This window comes from Alkalihalobacterium sp. APHAB7, assembly GCF_048323755.1.
Taxonomy (GTDB): Bacteria; Bacillota; Bacilli; order Bacillales; family Bacillaceae_F; genus Alkalihalobacterium.
This window is the reverse complement of record NZ_JBLWFS010000032.1, coordinates 1-20132: the sequence shown is the minus strand read 5'-3', so window position 1 is coordinate 20132 and position 20132 is coordinate 1. Positions and strand designations below refer to the sequence as shown.

The following is a 20132-nucleotide window of genomic DNA, read 5'->3' as shown; positions in this document are numbered from 1 at the left end:
TTTTAAGCAAGTTCTGTTAATTTTTCTTTAAGCTGCTTCTTCCCTTCAGGACTTAATACCAGTTTGCCATCAAGGAACACTTCATTTTCTTCTGAAACTTCACCAGTCACATCACAAGTCATGTTTGGCTTGTATTTTTGTAGAATGATCTTATCACCATCTACAAAAACCTCCATTGGATCTCTTTCGTGTATGTCAAAAACCTTTCTTAATTCTTTAGGAATCACCACACGCCCTAATTCATCTACTTTACGTACAATACCGGTACTCTTCATTTGATACACCCCTCATCCCTTTTTTTATAGATTCTCAGCATACAATTGATCAAAATCTGTGACAATCCATCGATCCCCTTCTTGCTGCAAGAACACTTCTACTGTAATCCGGTTATCTTCTCTTTGATTATTGTTGAGATTGACTGCGGAACCAGTCATCACAACAAAGGCACTTTCCTGTTGAACCGAAGGATATACAGTCATTTCATTGATTCGATATTCCATAGTATATTGCATTTGTCCTTCCGTTTCGGGGAAGTGTTGTTCCAACATGTCTTGAGACATGACTAACTCCGCTTCACTGCGTCTCATTTCTTCATTATCTGCTCGAACGTCGTATAGAGCTCGAACAAAAGACTCTACAGCCGACTGCATTTGAGTAGATTGATCTTCTTGCACTTCTACATCTAGTGCTTGATTAGAGCTTTCTAGTAGCTCAATTTGGTTGGTTTGTTGTTGAACTTCCTCTTGCAACTGTTCAATTTCGGCTAACTGCTGATCATACACACGAAATCCAACAAAAACACCAATGACAACAACAAGGCCAACAAAGAGGATAATTGTCTTTAAGATAAAGTCTTGCTTCATAGTTACCTCCTACAGTCCTAAGAACGGTTTAGGGTCTTGGTGTCCTCCGTGTTGTGTACTCCGAAATTCTAAATGTAAGTGGGGTCCTGTGCTTGCACCAGTGGAGCCGCAAACACCAATTTGTTGCCCTGCTCTCACTTGATCCCCTGTTTTTACGGTATTAGAGCTATTATGGGCATAAGCAGTGTAAAGATCAGGAGCGTGTTTTAAGATGACCATATTCCCATAACCGCCTTGTGATCCCGAAAAGACCACATGTCCGTCTGTGACAGCATTGATAGGAGTCACATAGTTAATGCACCCAAAGTCAATGCCATTGTGCATTCGCTGTTCTCCTGTGATGGGATGGGTTCTGTATCCAAAATCAGACGTCATACGCATACCATTTACTGGGGTCACAAACGAACCTCCACCTGCGACAATCGTTCCTTGTTCATAATTATAATAAGAGAAAACAGCATCTACGTAAGATATATCGCCATAGCACGCTCCAGTAGCTGCCGATTCGGGACGGATACATGAATAGTTCCCTGTGTGTCTAACTCTCTCGTATTGCTTAATGGAGAAGTCTATAGCGTTCTCTTTACTGTATCCCCCTCGCTCTAACGCGTAAGGAATAAAACCAAGCCCGAAATTATAAGCCTGCACGGCTAATCGAACATCCCCTTCTGCCTTTTCTAATGTCTGAGCAAAGTACTTAACTCCTTGTTCAATAGAAGCTTCAGGCGATTGAATACACCCAATGGAGCCACACAAACTTTCTGACGACTGCATGGGGTCATTCCCTCTACCTCCACTTTCCTGCATCATCATCGCAAGAATAACGCCACTGTACTCAGCGACTCCATATTCAGCTGCTAAGCTCTCTACTAATCCTTGATACTGCAATACCTCGGCACTTACACCAATAACAGTTCCACCACCGATACTGTCAGGATGCTGTTTGGAATTAAATAAGGAATCTGCACTAAATAGGATGACAAACATTAAGCCAAAGATCGCGCCACTAACAACTAATGCAGGTAAACCATATTTAAGGAATAAGGCTAAAGCGGTTACTTTAGCCTTTACTTCCACTGCCTGTCTCAGCACATCACTTCACCCCTTAATCAACCTCTCGATTTAAGCGTGAAACGTGACCTAATCGCCCTTCCTGTTCTCGTTTAGAAGGTTTTTGAGTAGGAGCTCTTAGTTGTTGTTCTTCTTTTGACTGCTGAACCTCACGCTTCGGTTGAGTTTTTGTTCTTGTATTTGAAATATTAGTTTGCTTATAGGTTTGGTTGGATTTTTGAGTAGGTGTTCCTTGTTTCCGCATTTGATTTGATACATTTTTCTCTTTCTTAGGAGCTTTTCTTGCTGGACTGTGAGAAGTCGTTTGTTGCTTCGGTTTATGTTGATTCACTTCTTTACTTTGCTTAGGAATTTTCCGCTTGGAGCTTTGGTGAGAACCATTTTGGTTCACTTGTTTTGACGTTTGCCTTACTGGTTGGTTTTCTGTTACCGATCTCGGTTTCGGTACTGAAGTATCACTTTTAGAATCTAAAGATTCTTCTCCGTTAAGGCGAGTCACAACAGATTGCCTTGCTTGGCTAAATCGACTGCCACTCTCAGATGTTGCAGCCACTTCACGCATAGCTGCTCTCTCTCCTGTGTTGCCCTCATATACGTTTTGCTCGTATGATTCCCCTCGTTGATGCTCGGCAAATCGAGCTGATGCTTGTTTCACATTTTCACCTGTAGCTTGTAATCTTCGTTTACTTAAAGAAGCGACATTCTTTGATTTCTCCCCTAAATTGGTTCCTGCTTTCTTGATCGAGTTCGTGGAGGCAGTAACGCCACCTTTAACTTTGTCTTTTAACTTGTTCCCTTTGTTTGATCTCGGTATTTTATTTCTAAAGTTTTGGAATCGTCCACCAGCTACATGGTTCTTCCTCAATCGTGGTAGAGCTCCTCCACCCATATCATCTACACTTAGACTTGATCCTTCGATCATGTTCATAACGGCTTGTCGTTTCGTATACAAGAAGATCGTTGCCACACTCATGATAATCTGCATGAAGATGCGATAGTAAAGATCATCCGTTGTGTTGGTCATGTCATACCCTAATGAAATAAAGCTAACTGCCACTAAAATGAAGAACATCACAACCGCTTTGAATACAATCAATAAACCGAGTGTTCTAGCATACTTCCCAATGACGGTTTCAAAGGATGGGAAGATGGATAGAAAGATGGCAAACGGGGCGAGTAATAACATCACCACAAAACCAAACTGCAGCATGATTCGTAGCAGAGCAATAAAGAAATAGACAACCCCTTGCACCACCGTAGATAAAAACATGACTAGGATATAACCGGTTTGCTTAAATCCATTCCCTGCAAAAATGTTGTAATTCTCATAATCTACATATTCAGTACGTGCAATATCTTGTCTTGTTTGTACTCCCTCCTCAGTACGTGGGTCTGCTTCTAAATAGTCTGTGATACGCTCTGGATCTTCTGCAAGAATAGCTGCTTCATCTGTGGTTCCATATTGGAGGAGCAGATAAGGCTTATAGACCAAGGCGTCAAATACTTTATTCTCTAAGGCTACTGCGGTACTGTTCATGTTAGTTGGATCAAAGTCACTATCTCCAGTTAATGATGGATTGACGTTCATTACCATGTTTTCTAGTTGAACCGATAAACCATGAGCAAAAGTAATATAATCAAATCTCTCTGAGGCAATCGAGGATAATAAAGCTAAACTAATGACGACTAAACTCACTAACTTGATAAACGCTTGCCAGTTTTGTTGAATGTATGCTTTTACGATGATCCCAATGGAAAAGATCGCTAGAGCGAAAGCTCCAAATGTCGTCAGAAGTCCATCCGCAATCGTGGAAGCAATACTATTCACTGCATGGATAGTGATATCGACAATGTCTAAGCTAAACATCTGATAAACAATCATCATGACCACATTTGCGGTAATCAAATTGACCATCCACATAAACTCTTTGATGGAAGAAGCAATCGAGTTGGTGGTATTTTCGCCAAGCTCATACCAACTGGAATCGGAATAGCTCATTAATTCATAAGCGGATTCATCATATTGTTGAGATTCTCTGTCCTCTCCTATGTCTTGTGCAAAAGCAGAAGAAGGGAAAATAAACATCAAAGCAATCATCAATACTAGAAAGCCTATACTTTTTTTCATAGAATCCCTCTTTTATTCTTTGAAATTATGACACCCTATTTCTTCATAGATCATATAACCATTTAACGCCCCGCCTACTTCATAATTTTCATCCATTCTATCTTCAAACCTATTTTCTCCATCGGCCGTTTGCCAAGTAACGCCATAATAACCCTCATGACCGAACGCTTCTTCTCCGACTCTAACAGCAGCACAAACCTCTACTACTTCGATATCATCCTCTGTGTAATCTCCATTTTTTACAGCAGCTGCTTTCATAGCTCTTTCAACTACACCTTCTTGAAGCCTTTCTTCATCTAGTCCAAGCGGATTTCCGCCACAACCTGTTAAAACCACACCAGCCAATAATAGAGTCGTTATTAATCGTTTCATTTTGTTTCCTCCTGTTTTATCGAGCCTCTTCTAGTTGTACCGCTTCGGACTCTTTATCGGTTGTCTTAAAGGCTTCGAACCATTCTTCAAACAGCACATCATGGGCAATCGCTTGAGTACGTCCTAAATAGTCTTGGAATAAGCACATCCCCGACTTTAAATGATTCACCACATTGATATTTTGTTGGTTTTCTTCTAAATCAAAGAATCGTAAGATGGGAAGGATCGCATCATCTGATTTGGGTCTAAATGCGAATTTCACACCGATTTGTTCCTTAATTTCTTCGGTATTTACATCATTGTAAGCTTGGGTCACAAGGACAATATCGGTTCTTAATGATCGCCCAGTACGCAACATTTCATTGATTAAGGATTCACCATGTTTCGATTTTGTCAGCGTCCATGCTTCATCAAAAATAATCATGGCTTCTTCTTCTGGTGTACGACTAAAAGTGTTAACATACTTCGAGATCGACATCATCAAACAAAGCCCAATTCGTTGTTCATCGGTCATATCTTCCGTTTCAGGTAAGCTTAAACCTTGCATTCCTAGGACATTCACTTGCTGTGTAAAGTTCAACCCTGTACTCGTCTTATCACCAAAGAGCATTCGTCCTAAGCCATATCGATAACGACTGATATCCTTGGCCAACGTAGGACTGCTTTCTGTTAATCGCTTTAAGGCTCCTGACATCGTAGGCTTTTTTTCTTCGTTCACTTCTTCAATCACTGCGTCAAAGATGGAGACACTTTCATCACGACCGCTAATGCTTCCAGCTAAGGTATTAAAGATCATCACAGCGGTTTGAATGGCTTTATCTCCTTCTAAGAACACCAAAGGGTCTAGTGCTCCATAGAACTCTTTTTCTTCGGATAAATGAATGAAGTTAATACGTTCATACAGTTCTCTAAATTCGTCGATATGACCGTTCTTTTTTAGAGACTGCTTATAATAACGCTGAAACTCGTTTTTCGGATCAATATACAATACCTTAGAGCCAAAAAAGGTGGACCAGGTAAAGAAATTCTTTACTAGCATGGACTTACCGCTTCCAGGTGGTCCCGTGATTAAAATATTTCCATTCGTGTGAGCTGCACCTTTTATCGCTTTTTTCGTCAACAATGGGTTGAAAATCACAATATTGTTATTGATCTCTCTTGCTTGTTGCACATTAGATAATCGACGATTCGTTATCACTTTCCCTAAATACATTCCATAACGATTCCCGATCCGACTCGTTAAATCCATGCCTGACTGTGCTAAATAGGTTTCATCAACCACTTGCTCAAAATAACGATACGTCACATCTGACGCTGGTAACGATTGAGTAAATAATGTTAATTGATCGACCGCAGGTCGAACTAATTTAAACCCTGTATTTTTAAAGATGTTTTGGAGCGATTCAACTTTGGATTCCATCACTTCTTTTGAGCGATCAGATACAACTAACGTAAACGTCATGAATAAGATTTTACGACTATTGTCTTTCACATCATCTAGCAACTGATCTAATCGCTGTGAAGCTAATTCAACAACCACATCTTCATCAGCTGTACGAGTAGAGGCGATTTCTTCATCAAAGTTCTTGAATCGTCTTTTAAGCTTTCGTACTTCACGAATGTTCTGATCATTTTGCTTGAAATCATATCGAATTTGCATTTCCAGTGGGAAGTCTAGTTGTTCATAGATGCTTTGAATAAAGCGAAAACCTTCTAAACTAACAGGCATTTCTTTAAATGGTAGGAAACAAAGGTGTTCCGTATACTTACCATGATCGACCGTCATATAGCTATGTGTGTTACGGATAATTCCTTCGGTCAAATTGTACTCTCCGTCAGGGATCTCAAACCCATCACTTGTTCGGTGGAACATATAATAAATCAAACGATCTAACTCTTCTCCTTCTACTCGCTCGATCTCTTTTGCATAAGACACCCGATCGACAAACGATTGCTCTTGCTTCTCATAGAGTTCAAAATCATCTTCCACATGTACATCAGCATTCATAACCTTTGAAACATCTTCTCTCAAGCGTTTCATGAACTTCTTGAATAAATCATTCACGTCTGTAGCAACCACTTGATCAGACTTATTAATCTGGACCGAAACATACACATCATACTCATGTAAAAAGACTTCATCACTTAGAATCTCTGAGGCTCTTGTAAAGTATCTTTCACCAATGTCTGCAAACTCACCTGATACAATGTCTTTCTTGACGACTTCCGTAAACTTATCAAAATCAAAGCGTCTTGGAATAATGGACAAGTGGTACTGGTACTCATCATTAGATAAAAAATCAATCATGTTGTTAATGTATTGCTTATACTCACTGTCACTATTTAAACGTAGAGATTCATTCTTCATTCGGTAGAAAGCCCATACCTGTTTACTTTTGTTAAAAGCCATATTCTTATGACGAAAAGCAATTGGAAACTCTAATTGATCGACTTGCTTCTTTGCAGCTGCCATGAATTACCCCTCCTTCTTGACTCGTTCCAATGGTTCGAATGTTAAATCGACCTCGTATTGTTCCAGTGGTACTTCATCAAAATGTTCGTAGGCTTTGTTTTTCATCTTATAAAACCTCAACCGATCTTTAATAAAAGGAATGACTGGCTTATGATCGTACTTCATACTGAAAACAACAAAGGTAATAACAGCTGGAACACAAACCAAAATAATTAACCAGTTCCCTAAAAGAAATTGGATGGCTCCCGAATTAGAAGAAGCTCCAAAGATAAAAAACATCAACACCATCATAAAAATTACAACACCTGCAACGATCATTTTCCTTACTTCCAAACCGTTTGCAAATTCAATCTGACCGATTCGATAAATTTTAATGGGATACTTATATTCTTTTGTAAAGTTTTCTCCTTTCACTTCAACACCCCCAATTGGTGGGAAATCCCACCAATTAACTAAAGATTGTGTTCCCAATCGCTCTTGCTAATTGCTCTAATTGAGGACCAAAGAATACAACAATTAAGCAGAACAAACCTAACACTAATCCTGAGAAAAATTGCCCCCAATCTTCTCTTGTATAAGAAATCAATGCTCGAATGACCATGATCAACAGCACAATAAATCCAATTTGAGAGATTAAATTCTGAGTCACATCTTGAAAGTTAAAATTCATCTGTAAAACACTCCTTTTTTATTGAATAGATTGAACAAAAAATCGTCCATTTTCTTCACTAATCGACATGTGGAAGCTATGGATAGCCGCTATAGAGGTTTCTTGGTCTCTATAGGTCACGTTTACTCGAACAACAAACTCTCCATTATCACTGTCTTTTACCGACTCAATGAGTTGATGTTCTTGATAGACTTTATGAGATAATCCTCGATCCACATTGGCCATAAAGGATAAGGTTTCGTCAGAAATGCCATAAGAGGTGAAAAATTCAGTCAAAAACTCGCCTAATACTTCACGCTCTTGAGATGTCGTATCCGCACCTTCTAATGCTGATGGTTCATACTGAATTGTGGACTTAATGTTACTGTTAGTTAGGCTCGGATAACCAGTAATAGCAAACCCTTCACCATCTGTTGTGACTGGAATCACCATTTCTATATCATGGCTTGTCACACGTTCTTCCTCTTCCATGACGGTTTCTGTGACCTCTTTTTTGTCCTCGCCTTCTCCTTCTTCTTTCGTGATCTTTTTTTCCACTTCTTCGGTTTCCGTAATATCATAAGCAACTAAATAATGAACATCGGCTTCGTTTTGTCCCGTTCTTTTAATATCTAGTAGCCTAATAGATGTAGCTTTTCGTGAACCTGCAAACTCTGACGTATCTTCTAAACTAGAAACATCAAAGCCACTGACAAAATAACTTTCTAGCTCATCTAATCGCTGCTCTCGCTCTTCTTTATCAGCAGAAATATTCATATACTCACTGACAAAATCTCTTGTATATACGTTTAGTATGGATGATTCAATGAAGTTTCCTGATTGAACGTTGCTTACCTGTTGCTCAATCTCTTCATAGGATGCTTGAACCGTATTTCTAATCGTCTGCACTTTACTAAAATGGATCACATTAAACAGCAACGAGACAATCATGACACCGAACACTAAATAGCTAGCGACTTTTCTTGTTTTCGTTTTAGAAAAGGCGACTTTACGCTGTGATGGAGGGGTACTTGTTTTTGACCCTAACTTGGAACGTTTCTTTTTCTCTTGCATCGCTTTCAGTAGCTTCTTCACTTCTTATCACCGTCCTTATCTAGTCCCACCAACGGATGACGAACATAAACAATTTCCGGTTCTACGTTTTCATCTTTTGCTGCTTTTCGTGTGATTAAAAACTGGCCTGAGCGTAAATCACGTATTTCATCTGGACTAATTTTAAATTTGTTTACTTTACGGACAGTACCAGCGTCACCCATCATATCCGTTCGGTTAATCGGTCCCTTTCCTTCGGTTGTAATCGTCATATCATTATCTTTAAATGTGCCTAATACGTTGGCCCATGTCTCAATTTCATCTGGTAGGTTGGTATGACCAATAGCAAAGGTATTGGTGTTCCCAATCACCCGTCTTGCTAAAGTTGGACTCACATCATCTAAATCAGCCACAAGTTGTGTCGCAATACAACAATGGAACCCTGCCGACCTTGATTTGTTAACCGTATCCACGATCTTATCGTTGGCATATACACTAAATTCATCATAGATGGCGAGCAATGGTTGATCTTTTTGTTTTGTACGATTTCGGTAGGATACCAAGTAATTTAGATCAAGGATAAGAAAACGAGCAATTTTCTTGATATAAGAGTCGTAAATCGTCCCATCAAAGGATACAAATAACGCTTCTTTGTTGTCGCTTAAAGATAAAAGATCCAATCCATCTTCTTTTTCTTCAAATAAATGACCTAGTTCACTATCCAGCAGTAAATGAATTTGTGTTCGGACAGAAGCTGCATTTTCAAACAAGTACATTTCTCCTTCATCCGATGCTTTATATCGACCGAAAATCTTCTCATAGTGTCTCTTGGCACGGTCACTAAGCTCTTTTACAACCTTTTTAGGTTGCTCTTTAACTTTAGTTGATTCTTCTGTTGCAGCTACTTCTGAATCATCAAACATACTTCCAAAACCTTCTTCTACTTTGGTTTCTTCGTCTTCCATTTCTTCGATCACTTCAACTTCTTTTGTGATCACATCATTCATGAGAACTTCGTTAATGTTGGATGGTTCTAAATAAAACGCAAATGTTTGTAAATCTCGTTTGAGGTTATAGTCGTCAATAAATTGGATAATCGCTTGTACCAATGAGGTGGAAATCTCGCTGTAATATTTACTTTCAGTTTCTACTAATTCTCGTAGTTTATCTGTAATAACAGTCGCATTTCCATATTTTAAAGGGTTATATGTGAGGGATTCTTGATCGCTAAATATCTTGAGGTTTTTCCCATATGCATCACAAACAGCTTTGACTTCATCGATGGTTTCAAGTGAGCCTTTTCCATCAATAAAAATCATTGGATAGCCTTTAGCTAACGCATATTCAACATAATTTAGTAGATAGATGGTTTTACCTCCACCTGTTGTAGCAACAACAAAGTGGTGTTGATTGATCTCGGAAAACTTTAAACGATAAGGCTTTCCTCTTTCTGTAATACCTAATAAAACTTCATCAAATTCCCCTTCTTTTCTCCATCTTTCCTGAGTTTTAGCATTAAGCTTATGTCGATTTTTTCTTACCTTTTGATAGACACTAGATTCCTTAAAGCGGTCACGATCATCTTCTTTAGAGCCTAGCTTCTTCTTACGGAAAACTTCGCTATATACATATAATCCAAAGGAGACAACAAGTCCTCCACTGACGTACATGATATAAGATGATCTCGACATCTCTAATGGAGAACCATATAATTCTGTTAGCCATGACATATCAAACGGTAGCTGCCCATACAAACCAAGATAAGCACCTGGATTATTCATAAATCCTAAGACCAGTAAAGCGACCCCAATGATAGCTAAGCTCAAATGGATCTTGGGCTGCTTGATTGCTCTGGCCAAGATATACAGAGGGATGGAGAAAATTAATAAAGGAAAAATGAAAAGCACTGATAATAAAAGAGTAAAACCAATACCTAACTCTTTACCAACGTCTTTTTCATTCTTTTTTTGCAAATGCCATCAGCCTTTCAATTAACTCTAATTGAAGTGCATCTTTCCGAAAATTCTTTTCAATAGCCGCTTTTGTGATCACACTTTTCAAATGCTCATTTTCACATAAATAACGAACCTTTGAATAGCGACCACTTAATATTTCACTGGTATACACTTCAAATTTACGCATCAAGCGTTTATGAGTTTTTTGTGATAATTCGACTTCATGGGCGATTTTTTCCCCACTTTCAATGACAACAAAATCAGGAATACGATCAGGTAACTTTTTTAATTTCGTTGTATCCTGACGATCTGCCTTGGAAAAATTTTGTTCTAAATATTGACTTCTTAATTCTCTCTCTGTGATAAATTCAAATTCTTCACCTTTTTTAACTGCTAATTTTCTTAATGCAAGCAAACAATCATTCATAACGATCTGATGATTTAAATTACTATAATTAATCTTTGTGAATGGCGTTAAGTTACTACCTAAATATTCAACTCCAGAAGGACGCATATAGAGGACCAGTGTACGACCAATTTTTTCTTCTGCTATAAATCCTAATTTTAATAGTTTAGGCTTAGTAGCATAAATCGTGACATAACTTACTTTGCCTTCTAAATACTCTGATAGCTGAGCTGATGTTATTACTCCAAAACGATTGATTGCTGCTAATACACTTTTTTGCTTTTCCGATAAAAGACTAATGTGAATCTCCTCCTATATATCATCTCCTTATCCATTCTAATAGAAATAACCATTCAAATCATCCATATTTTTCACTACCATATTTCCAACTTTCCATTTCCTTTTTCCACCCTCCCCTTTCCTAAATTCTACTCTCTTATTTCCAAACCTTACTTCATTCACTCTTTCTTAACTTCCAACCTATATCTTATCTTTATCTTCCCTTGATCTTCTCTCTTGACCTTTTCTCTACCTCTCTTTAGACCTCTCTCTCTTAATTCTCTACCTCCCTTCTATTACTTAAATAATACTTAAATTAACTTTTTACAATATTATCATAACATACCTATTTTTTCTAACACAACCCACCATATTACCTATTTTATTCCAGCCCCTCCTCCTGTTGTTCTCCTTACCTCATACAAACTGATGTTGTTTGTGTGAGGTAAGGAGATTCATGTAGCGATAGCGGAATGAAAAACAGGAGGAGGGGCGTATTTTATAAAGAAAAATAGGTATTACGACTTAAATTTAAAAATAGGCATGTTTTAAGGTTTATTTAACTATTTTTTAAATAAATAGATAAAAAACATATCCTTATTTCACGGATGATCTTGTTAAAGTTATTTAAGCTAAGTTAGATAGAGAATATATACTTAAGATTTATTATTTTAAGAAATATCCAGTTATTTATGATTTAATTTCAAGCTTTTTATTACCTTCTTTTATATGAACTTACGTTCTATTTTTTACTGTTATTTCTTGCTGGATATCCCCAGTTATTTAAAGAGAAGTAGATATTTATTATTATCGATCTTCATTATAATTACCAGACATAGTGTTTAATTATTTAAGCTTTATTGTAGTTGGCTTGCCACATATTTTATATTTTTACTATTTTATATTTTAAGTTTTAATCTGTATCTATAATTAAATAATCCTTATATTTATAATAGCTGTTTCTTAGCTAACACATGCAATGAATAAAGTCTTTTTCATCTTATATCGCTTTAAAACTCTATCATTTTTTTATCTTTTTTTGTTTTGCTCTTGTGTTTTTGAGGATTTTCAATCAGGCAATGCAAGAGGTTGGAAACGGCTGGAAACAGATTTCGCCCCTATACACAGGCAAAAATAAGAAACTAGTTAAGCTGTGTATAGAGGCAAAGTGTTAGTGGTATGGTATGTAGTTAGCTAATCAGGCGTAGCTGTCAGCTGGTATCCGTATGTATAACCCTTCCTGACTTCCGATCTCTCGACCGTTCCAAGCTTTCTACATACAAAATCGCCCCTGCATGCGTATATCTACTTGGAAACCCTAGCACCGTAATGCTAACGATTACCGCCCGAACCGTTTGCTTTCGCTGGCCGTCCGCGCCTAGACCACCACGCGGTAGGAAGGTACTCCGCTTTTATGTGATGCGCTAGAGTTATTGCAGCGGCTCCAGCTGACCTGTTCAAGGTTTGTTTTTCGACGTGTGTTAGGCATTCCACGTCGCGAAAAACAAAAAAGCATATTCTTCTAACCCCATCCTCATTCAAAAAAGTAGGTTAAAAGAATATGCTCGAAAAAACGCAAAATATCCCAGTGAAAAAGACTTGATATATAGATCAAGAAGCGTTAAAATGAACACATACAATTAACCTGTTGTTGAGGAACAGGTTAGCAAGAAGTCATTTCCAGCGAAGCTTATCAGGTTTGCCGACCTTATAAGTGGAGGAAATGGCTTTTTTGTTTCCGTTCTATTAAGTTATCTATTATTCTATACATAAATGTCTAAACAATCAATAAAATAATTGAAGATACTTTACTGAAACTAATGATTGCTAGTTTCATAGGGTTGATAATTTAGGGATCACCTGCAGGCTATTGCAACTATTTATCCTAAACCACAAGTAAAACGCTTCTCATTGGACTTTTTGTCTCTGTATGGGATTATTTGATAGATAGCAAGAGGAATTCCTACTCATGGCCATTAAAACTTCTTAGAAGCAAATTTTGAGAGCTATTAGTTTTCTTCTGTTAGTACTCTGCTAGAAAGCTCATCAAACAAGCACCCTAGAACCTGTCTATCCTTTCTTAAATAACTTCGAAAAAAAACTGCGACCTTCTTCTTCCTTGGCACTTTGCAGCAACCTTACCTCTTTTACAACGTCTTTATTTTTTTCTTCTAACTTTTGTTCAAAGTAAACCCTCTGATCTTCTATTTGTTTTACATGTCTTTCTTCTTGAGCATCCAGCTTTTCTGTTAACTTCCTTACTGTTTCAGTCAATAAATCAATCGTATACTTTTGATCTTCTTGATTCTCTAGCATTTTATCGAGCTTTTTTTCTATGTTTGACTTCACTGCATCTTCTCGCTGCATTTGATTAAGTTGCGGATTAAGTTGCGGTGCATCACCATTGAGCCATTGCCTTACTTGCTTGTAGGACCAATTTTGGTCTTTTATTTTCAGCTTGATATTAATCAACAAGTTAATATCTTCCTCGGTGTACCTTCTATGTCCTCCATCAGTACGCTCGATCTGTAAGTTAAATTCTTTTTCATAAAGCCTTAACAAATCATTCGTCAATCCAGTTTTATCACGTGTTTCCTTCATAGAGTAAACTTCGTTTTTATTCATTATTTCAACTCCAGATTTTAAATACTAGAATAAGACTAAAACTCTGCTATATCAACTTAATTTTAAATACTAGAACTAGAATATTCAAGGTTTAAAACTAGTTTTCAACTCTAAGTAATATTCTATAATCGCCCTTTATCTTCTTAAATGATTAATTATAAATGTTTGCTCAACGATCTCGCGTTTTAATTTAAACACACTTACTGAAGATATCAAATCTAAATTAGTAAATCCAGCTCTTTCGCGTACTTCCTTCATAGAAGAAACTTCGTTTTTATCCATTATTGTAACTTTATATTATAAATACTAGAACAAGACCAAACTCTGTTATATCAACTTAATTTAAAATACTAGAACTAGAATACTCAAGTTTTGAAACTAGCATTCAACTCTAAGTAATATTCTAGATTCTCCTTTTAATCTCCTTTAAAAGTCATTTATGAATGTTCGCTAAGTTATATCGTATTAAAATAAAACTACCCATTACGAATTTACATGTATTTAACATGTAAATTAAAGATAATTAATTATATCTATCGAGTAAAACCACGTAAATAACATGTAATATACATGGTTTACTAACTCACCCTAATTGAACACACGTAAAATACATGTATTTTACGTGTGTTCAATTGACACCTATAAATTTTACATGTATAATACATGTAATAATGAGATATCATAATAATAAGGAGATGAATAGCATGATTATTTTTGGAATGGACTTAGGTAATAAGCAAACAAAACTTTTTTCAGCTAAGACAGAGGAGAAAGTAATTCCATCACATTTTCTTTATCATGATGATTTAGGTAATGAAAGAACCTCCATATTCAACAGCAATATAGATATACATAAATATAAAGTGAACTTTGACGATGAGCCTTATGCTTGGGGTAAAGATCTTCATAAGCTACACATGGAAGATAAATTTTTAGATACGATCAGTTTTGAGAAGAGATATGAAACAGAAGAATTTAAATTACTAGCAAACTTTGCACTTGCTGAGCTAGCTAGTGACTTTGGAGATCAAGCAACATCAAATGTTTTACCTGTTACAGTCGTCACGGGTGTCCCTAGTGACGATTTTAACGAAACAGACGTCCAAAGTATCATGAAAGTGTTACAAGGCGATCATACCATTAAACGTGATGAGAAAGACTACATTGTCAGAGTAGAGGATGTCCATGTCATTCCTCAAAGTGTCGGATCAGTTTACAACGAACTCATTGACTCAAACGGTTATATGATTGAAGAAAATGAATCGTATTTAGAAGAAGAAATTGTAGTAGTAGATATTGGTGGTGGAACAGTTTTAATTGATGTATTAAAAAATATGAACCTAGTAAATCAAACACAATTCCCAACGGGAATCCATGAGCTGTACGATCAGATCGTAACAGCTGCAAAAGAGAACCCTAACAACAGTCGTATTACTACGTACGATGTAGAACAAATTCTTAGAAACGGTAGTGACGAAAAAGGGTACTATTTTAAGCCGAATAAAGATCAATCAAATTCAATTACTGAGATTGTTGTAAACACTCGTAAAAAGTACACGAGAGAACTGGTTAATAAGATTAACCGAACAATAAAGCAATCTCATAGTATTGATACCATGCTCTTTACTGGTGGTGGTGCTAACTTGATTGATCAGGCCAAAGTACAAGAACGTTATAAACGAGCAATCTTCGTTGAAAATAGTGAGACAGCAAATGTCACGGGATTCTACAAATACGGAAAAGCTATTGAGCTTGAAAACTCTGACGCACATAAGGAAGTCGCTACAACGGAGGAATAAACGATGTCACGTCATAAAAATAAAGTAAAAGTTGAAGTGTTGTTTGATAAGGAGAAAGATGCTGAAATCATTGAATACATGGAACGAAATGTTACCACCAAAGCAGGCTTTATCCGTCAAATTGTAAAAGAGTATGTTCATAACCACACCATCAACAAAGAACGTTCTTTTAGTGAACAAAAAAAAGAAGCGGGACCTGAACCCGAAATTGAAATCAAACAAGAAACAGCATCGCAACAAAAGGAGAAAGCCAAGCCTAAAAAGAAAATGCCAAGCTTTGGTCAATCTTTCAGTGCAACAAATCTTTTAGATCAGGAAAATAAATAAAAGTTATAATTACGTGAAATTAAAAACCACCTGCCTTGGTAGGTGGTTTTTAACGTTATGTTCAGATCTCATACCAAGCTCACTTATCATATGAAACTTCTGCATTAGAGGGTTTTAACTCTTTTTATAGAATATCTTTATCATCATAATGAATGGAGTGTAAAACAATGAATAACCCCCTCTTAGTGCAACAAGCTTACGTATTACTTTACGAGATGGAAAATCACTTAAGAGAGGTGATTGCTGCTCAATTAAAAAGCCATTACGGCACCTATTGGGAGATATATCTTGATGAAAAACGTCCTCTCTATAAAGCTACCTTGACTGATCTCGTTTCCTACTTCGGTAAGTACCCTTCAGTTTTAACCCAAGTGGATCCCTCAAAGCGTAAAGAACTCTATAAATTAGAGCCTATAAGACTTAAAATTATACGTACACAAGAGATCACAATGGATGAATATAATCTTTTTAATAAAGAACATTCCTTTGTAATCAGCCAAACCATTAAACCAGTGAAACAAGATCGCACCTTTCTTAACAGTCCTTTTTAAGGACAGTTTCTTCTGCTCAATCTTCGGTATTTAATTAATCTTATTCTGATCAACCCAATCGGTTAATTTTCCAGCGCTATTCTTCAATTCAAATAGTAACCATGAGACAAAATCACCCCATGTGAACTCTTCATATGGATTGTTTTGGCTAATAAATCTCATAATTTTTTTAAGTTCTACTAATCGCCTTTTATCTAATTTTGCTCGTATCGTTCTCTGGAGGTAACGATCTATGAAATTACTATTACGAATACTGGCATCTATGATAATGGCGGTTGCTCTTGAAGGGGTTACATCTAAGGCAAAGGCTAATTGTTTGATGGATTCAAAGTCATGCTGCTGAAAGCGAATGGAAAGACGCCCCTTAACTCCTGATAGTTGATCTTTCTGTTTTGAGTCACGTTCCAGATCACCAACATATAAAGTACGACCTTGCAAAAAATCTCTTCGGAAATCGTTAGACAAGTATTCGATTACTTTTTTCGATTCCAAACCTGATACCACGATAGCTTCCGCAACATCTTTCACTGGCTGATCAGTGATATAAGAAAGGGCATAAATAGCATCTTTTAAACTGTGATGAACGGTTGGTTTGATCTCCATTTTTTTATCTGATCTCACTTTTCTTTTCTTCTTTTCTTCTATCTTCCCCATCGCTTTCACCCTCCATTTTTAAACTTTATGTCTGCGACACTGTCATTTTGTAGTAGACTTAATTTCATTTATATGGAGTGGGGGAGAACCTTATGTATAAAATCTCTAAGTCTAGGACACAATGATTCTATACAATAAATTGAGAGAGGAAGATGATTAAAAATGACTAAAGAGGAAGCTAAAAAAATTGCAGCTAATATTTTAAAAAGACGAGATCAACATTTTTCTGCAAAACAAAAACCTAAAAAGAAATCTGTTAAATAAAATAGCTTAAGCTAAAAAGACAACCGTTTAAGGTTGCCTCTTTTACTTGGTGTTGAATACAATTGATTTTGAAACTCGTTACTGATTAATTATCTTCCCTTTATAAAAAATAACTACATTTCTATAATCGTTCTTTAACAAAAGCACCCGTTAGCTTAATAAACGATTAATATAAAACGTAGAGAGTTTCTCTCTATCACTTCATTCTGTTATTCTTTGGCAGTCAGTAACAACAAAACCTAATTCATAATTATGACGGAATGTAATTTGGAATCTCTCCGCTTTCTTTTCTGCCGTATCTCCAATCACTCGATAAACGCTTGCTATCACATCTAATTCAGAAAAACCCCCATCGATAGTTCTCATATCTGTTATTTTAAATGGGTCGATATAATAAACGTTTTGTTTACCCAGTTTCAAATAATTCTTTTCTTGGAGGGCAAATAACGTCCTTCTTTGTAATTCAGTAGTTAGCATACGCTCCAACTTACCTTCACGTGTCGTTGGCTCGTCCCACAATGCAACCCATTCAATTAAGTCTTTCCCTTGATTGGCTTGGTCTTGTAGATTCTTATTTACTTGGTCAGACATAGCTATTACCGATTGAACTGGCGTATTATAGCTTACTATACATATCGCTAACAATAATGTAGTAACCAATTTTTTCATATTATCACCTCAGTTTAGTTTCACAAATTAAACTGAGTCTTATTCAAGTATTCTGCCCTTATAGTTGAAGAAGCGTCAGCCCTGTTTCGCTAACGCACCCGTTAGTTGAAGAAGTTCACCTCAATTTTCACTGAAATACATATCTGCATAATACTCGATTTCGGTGTCTTTTCGTATGATGGTAACCATTTCTTCAATCCCTTTAGAAGACAGTATCCCTATTTCATTGAAATGATTAGCAAAATTGGCTGCTAACTGTTTAATATCAAGAACTGGATTGTGAAGAAGAACAATCAACTTTTGTTCAATGAAGTGTTCATTTCCCTTTGTATTCTCATAAAGATAGTTCAAAGCGAGGGTAATCTCTTGTTCGTTAGTAGTTGATAAGGCTGTATCAAGCTCATCGGGAGTCCAATGTCTAACGTCTTGTTCAAAATAGGTATCTTCAAGTTCTGTTTCTTCTACGTATAATCCATTTAAGAATGTTTCAAAATTAGGAGCTAATTCAATAATCTGTTCAAATTCTACATCAATGTATATAACTGGAGGTTCTTCTTTTTTATTTCTGTAATCAAATGCAACCCATGAATGCCCACTTCCTGAAACTAAAACAATATTTCTCGGTAATCCCCATTCGTGTATTAAGTATTCACTTTCTAATATACCGTTCTCTTCACCTATACCTAAAATATGGTCTACATTAATATGGTCATCTGCCCAAGATGTTGGGACATTAGAAGGGTACGAATCATAGTTAATATATCCACCATTCTGTTCTTTAAGTAGATTAATATAGGATGTAGGCAACTTTACTTTAAGTTTTTCTTCTGCTTTTTCTACTACTTTATCTGTTAAAGGTGCCAACTTATAATATTCATCATCTTCTTGCCATATAATTTTCACCACTGCATTACTCCCTCTAAAATGTAATTAAACACCTTTTATCGATTATTTGACAATTCTTCCTCAACTTTCCTGCTTCAGTTAGTGAAAAAGCGACTACCCTTGTTCAGCAATCGCACCCAATAGTTGAATAAGAATTCACTCTATATACTCAATTAAATGCCCTGGTACTGTTTCAAAAATTACAATTTGAGGGTTCTTAAATGGTTTGTGTTCCAAATACTCATCGATTGTAGTCATACTATCCCAATACTGTTTGATTAAATCTTCCTTTGAAGGTAGTCCTTCAACAAAACGCCCTCTGCCACCATCATATATATCTTCAATATGAGCAAATAAATCACTAGATATGTCAAAATTAAAAACTAGAATCCTCTCACTAAATACGGGAAATCTAAAGTAAGGCTTGTCAGGTGGTTCAAACTCGGCACCGAAACTATTTTTAAAATCAATCCATTTTGGTGAGTTTTTCGGTCTGAAATGGTCGGTTAATTCTGGAAAAAATCCACCACCGTTACCATACCATCTTGTTGCTGTTTTACCGCTTAATCCTTCATTTAATACATTTTGCGGGTTTTTATATATGTCACTATCCTTTTCACCAATTACCATATGGTATAAATACAAATTATTGTCCCCTCCCCGTAAAACACAAATCTTTTTTTATTATTCTTAAACTATTTCAATAAAAAGAAGCCATTCCCCTTCTTGAAGAATAGCTCCCGTTAGTTGAAGAACGGATTGCGATGGATTATTTGCTATATTCAATTAATTTATAATACTTCTTCTATTATTTTTTCAACCCATTGGGGATCATCATCAATATCTAGCTTCTTACTTAATGAACTGTGTATTCTTTTAAATTCTGGTATCATGAGTTTATATGCATTTATAATAGAAATGTGGTCTCGATTACAATCCCAGCTTATAAGCAGGGTTTGTTGCCAATCTTCAAGTTTAGAACGTTCACCTTCATATTTGGACCAACTACCAGGGTCATTTGGTAAAAACCCTTTTTCCATGTACCATCCAGTAACAATCGACCAACGCATCCAATCAATATTTTGAACAGCATAGTATGTTTCGTTTCG

The 20132-nt window shown here is 36.5% G+C and carries 18 protein-coding genes and 2 pseudogenes; 3 read left to right on the top strand and 17 right to left on the bottom strand.

Translation table 11 applies throughout. The annotated features are described in order from the left end of the window. Positions 1-2: 2 nt before the first annotated feature. The 12 genes from ACNSTQ_RS20490 to ACNSTQ_RS20435 form a co-directional block, all read right to left on the bottom strand. Positions 3-275 (bottom strand): AbrB/MazE/SpoVT family DNA-binding domain-containing protein, encoded by a 273-nt coding sequence (locus ACNSTQ_RS20490; protein WP_418201616.1) that lies wholly within the window; start codon positions 273-275, stop codon positions 3-5. Positions 276-299: 24 nt separating this feature from the next. Next, positions 300-863 carry a MerR type regulator gene (locus ACNSTQ_RS20485; RefSeq protein WP_418201615.1) on the bottom strand — a complete coding sequence of 188 codons (564 nt, stop codon included), beginning with the start codon at positions 861-863 and terminating at the stop codon, positions 300-302. A 9-nt stretch (positions 864-872) separates the two neighbouring features. Next, positions 873-1955: a lysozyme family protein gene (locus ACNSTQ_RS20480; RefSeq protein ID WP_418201614.1), complete on the bottom strand. Its 1083-nt coding sequence runs from the start codon at positions 1953-1955 to the stop codon at positions 873-875. Positions 1956-1968: 13 nt separating this feature from the next. Further along, complete coding sequence (locus ACNSTQ_RS20475; RefSeq protein WP_418201613.1) at positions 1969-4062, bottom strand: CD3337/EF1877 family mobilome membrane protein; 2094 nt, start codon at positions 4060-4062, stop codon at positions 1969-1971. A gap of 12 nt (positions 4063-4074) precedes the next feature. Beyond that, positions 4075-4434, bottom strand: a complete 360-nt coding sequence (locus ACNSTQ_RS20470; RefSeq protein ID WP_418201612.1) for a hypothetical protein — start codon at positions 4432-4434, stop codon at positions 4075-4077. Positions 4435-4450: 16 nt separating this feature from the next. Then, positions 4451-6907: an ATP-binding protein gene (locus ACNSTQ_RS20465; protein ID WP_418201611.1), complete on the bottom strand. Its 2457-nt coding sequence runs from the start codon at positions 6905-6907 to the stop codon at positions 4451-4453. Between the two features lie 3 nt (positions 6908-6910). Continuing rightward, complete coding sequence (locus ACNSTQ_RS20460) at positions 6911-7321, bottom strand: conjugal transfer protein (RefSeq protein WP_418201610.1); 411 nt, start codon at positions 7319-7321, stop codon at positions 6911-6913. 34 nt (positions 7322-7355) lie between these two features. Continuing rightward, entirely contained in the window at positions 7356-7577 is a 222-nt protein-coding gene (locus ACNSTQ_RS20455; protein WP_418201609.1) for a hypothetical protein, read from the bottom strand. A gap of 18 nt (positions 7578-7595) precedes the next feature. Continuing rightward, positions 7596-8651: a conjugal transfer protein gene (locus tag ACNSTQ_RS20450; protein ID WP_418201608.1), complete on the bottom strand. Its 1056-nt coding sequence runs from the start codon at positions 8649-8651 to the stop codon at positions 7596-7598. Further along, the gene (locus ACNSTQ_RS20445) at positions 8648-10582 is read right to left on the bottom strand and encodes a type IV secretory system conjugative DNA transfer family protein (RefSeq protein ID WP_418201607.1); all 1935 of its coding nucleotides are present in this window, start codon (positions 10580-10582) and stop codon (positions 8648-8650) included. Before ACNSTQ_RS20445 ends, ACNSTQ_RS20450 begins: the two co-directional genes overlap by 4 nt. After that, positions 10566-11078: a hypothetical protein gene (locus ACNSTQ_RS20440; RefSeq protein ID WP_418201606.1), complete on the bottom strand. Its 513-nt coding sequence runs from the start codon at positions 11076-11078 to the stop codon at positions 10566-10568. Before ACNSTQ_RS20440 ends, ACNSTQ_RS20445 begins: the two co-directional genes overlap by 17 nt. 2241 nt (positions 11079-13319) lie before the next feature. After that, positions 13320-13874, bottom strand: coding sequence for a MerR family transcriptional regulator (locus ACNSTQ_RS20435; protein WP_418201605.1), 555 nt, complete (start codon positions 13872-13874; stop codon positions 13320-13322). A 704-nt stretch (positions 13875-14578) separates the two neighbouring features. Here ACNSTQ_RS20435 and ACNSTQ_RS20430 point away from each other — a divergent pair. From ACNSTQ_RS20430 to ACNSTQ_RS20420, 3 genes are all read left to right on the top strand, one after another. Beyond that, positions 14579-15673 (top strand): hypothetical protein, encoded by a 1095-nt coding sequence (locus ACNSTQ_RS20430; protein ID WP_418201604.1) that lies wholly within the window; start codon positions 14579-14581, stop codon positions 15671-15673. 3 nt (positions 15674-15676) lie between these two features. Beyond that, positions 15677-16000, top strand: coding sequence for a hypothetical protein (locus tag ACNSTQ_RS20425; protein ID WP_418201603.1), 324 nt, complete (start codon positions 15677-15679; stop codon positions 15998-16000). Between the two features lie 167 nt (positions 16001-16167). After that, positions 16168-16551, top strand: a complete 384-nt coding sequence (locus tag ACNSTQ_RS20420; protein WP_418201602.1) for a hypothetical protein — start codon at positions 16168-16170, stop codon at positions 16549-16551. Between the two features lie 30 nt (positions 16552-16581). Here the strand turns inward: ACNSTQ_RS20420 and ACNSTQ_RS20415 are convergent, their stop codons facing one another. The 5 genes and pseudogenes from ACNSTQ_RS20415 to ACNSTQ_RS20395 form a co-directional block, all read right to left on the bottom strand. Continuing rightward, positions 16582-17205, bottom strand: a complete 624-nt coding sequence (locus ACNSTQ_RS20415; RefSeq protein ID WP_418201601.1) for a hypothetical protein — start codon at positions 17203-17205, stop codon at positions 16582-16584. A gap of 465 nt (positions 17206-17670) precedes the next feature. Continuing rightward, entirely contained in the window at positions 17671-18138 is a 468-nt protein-coding gene (locus ACNSTQ_RS20410) for a hypothetical protein (RefSeq protein ID WP_418201600.1), read from the bottom strand. A 444-nt stretch (positions 18139-18582) separates the two neighbouring features. Beyond that, a pseudogene (locus ACNSTQ_RS20405) lies at positions 18583-19044 on the bottom strand (SMI1/KNR4 family protein); the annotation flags it as partial. Positions 19045-19179: 135 nt separating this feature from the next. Further along, entirely contained in the window at positions 19180-19668 is a 489-nt protein-coding gene (locus ACNSTQ_RS20400) for a hypothetical protein (RefSeq protein ID WP_418201599.1), read from the bottom strand. 146 nt (positions 19669-19814) lie between these two features. Continuing rightward, a pseudogene (locus ACNSTQ_RS20395) lies at positions 19815-20132 on the bottom strand (hypothetical protein); the annotation flags it as partial.

Coding starts and splice junctions, on each gene's coding strand:
- ACNSTQ_RS20415 (WP_418201601.1), bottom strand. CDS start 17,205: ATGGGGAAGATAGAAGAAAAGAAGAAAAGAAAAGTGAGATCAGATAAA.
- ACNSTQ_RS20455 (WP_418201609.1), bottom strand. CDS start 7,577: ATGAATTTTAACTTTCAAGATGTGACTCAGAATTTAATCTCTCAAATT.
- ACNSTQ_RS20485 (WP_418201615.1), bottom strand. CDS start 863: ATGAAGCAAGACTTTATCTTAAAGACAATTATCCTCTTTGTTGGCCTT.
- ACNSTQ_RS20410 (WP_418201600.1), bottom strand. CDS start 18,138: ATGAAAAAATTGGTTACTACATTATTGTTAGCGATATGTATAGTAAGC.
- ACNSTQ_RS20430 (WP_418201604.1), top strand. CDS start 14,579: ATGATTATTTTTGGAATGGACTTAGGTAATAAGCAAACAAAACTTTTT.
- ACNSTQ_RS20490 (WP_418201616.1), bottom strand. CDS start 275: ATGAAGAGTACCGGTATTGTACGTAAAGTAGATGAATTAGGGCGTGTG.
- ACNSTQ_RS20440 (WP_418201606.1), bottom strand. CDS start 11,078: ATGCGTCCTTCTGGAGTTGAATATTTAGGTAGTAACTTAACGCCATTC.
- ACNSTQ_RS20465 (WP_418201611.1), bottom strand. CDS start 6,907: ATGGCAGCTGCAAAGAAGCAAGTCGATCAATTAGAGTTTCCAATTGCT.
- ACNSTQ_RS20470 (WP_418201612.1), bottom strand. CDS start 4,434: ATGAAACGATTAATAACGACTCTATTATTGGCTGGTGTGGTTTTAACA.
- ACNSTQ_RS20425 (WP_418201603.1), top strand. CDS start 15,677: ATGTCACGTCATAAAAATAAAGTAAAAGTTGAAGTGTTGTTTGATAAG.
- ACNSTQ_RS20435 (WP_418201605.1), bottom strand. CDS start 13,874: ATGAATAAAAACGAAGTTTACTCTATGAAGGAAACACGTGATAAAACT.
- ACNSTQ_RS20475 (WP_418201613.1), bottom strand. CDS start 4,062: ATGAAAAAAAGTATAGGCTTTCTAGTATTGATGATTGCTTTGATGTTT.
- ACNSTQ_RS20420 (WP_418201602.1), top strand. CDS start 16,168: ATGAATAACCCCCTCTTAGTGCAACAAGCTTACGTATTACTTTACGAG.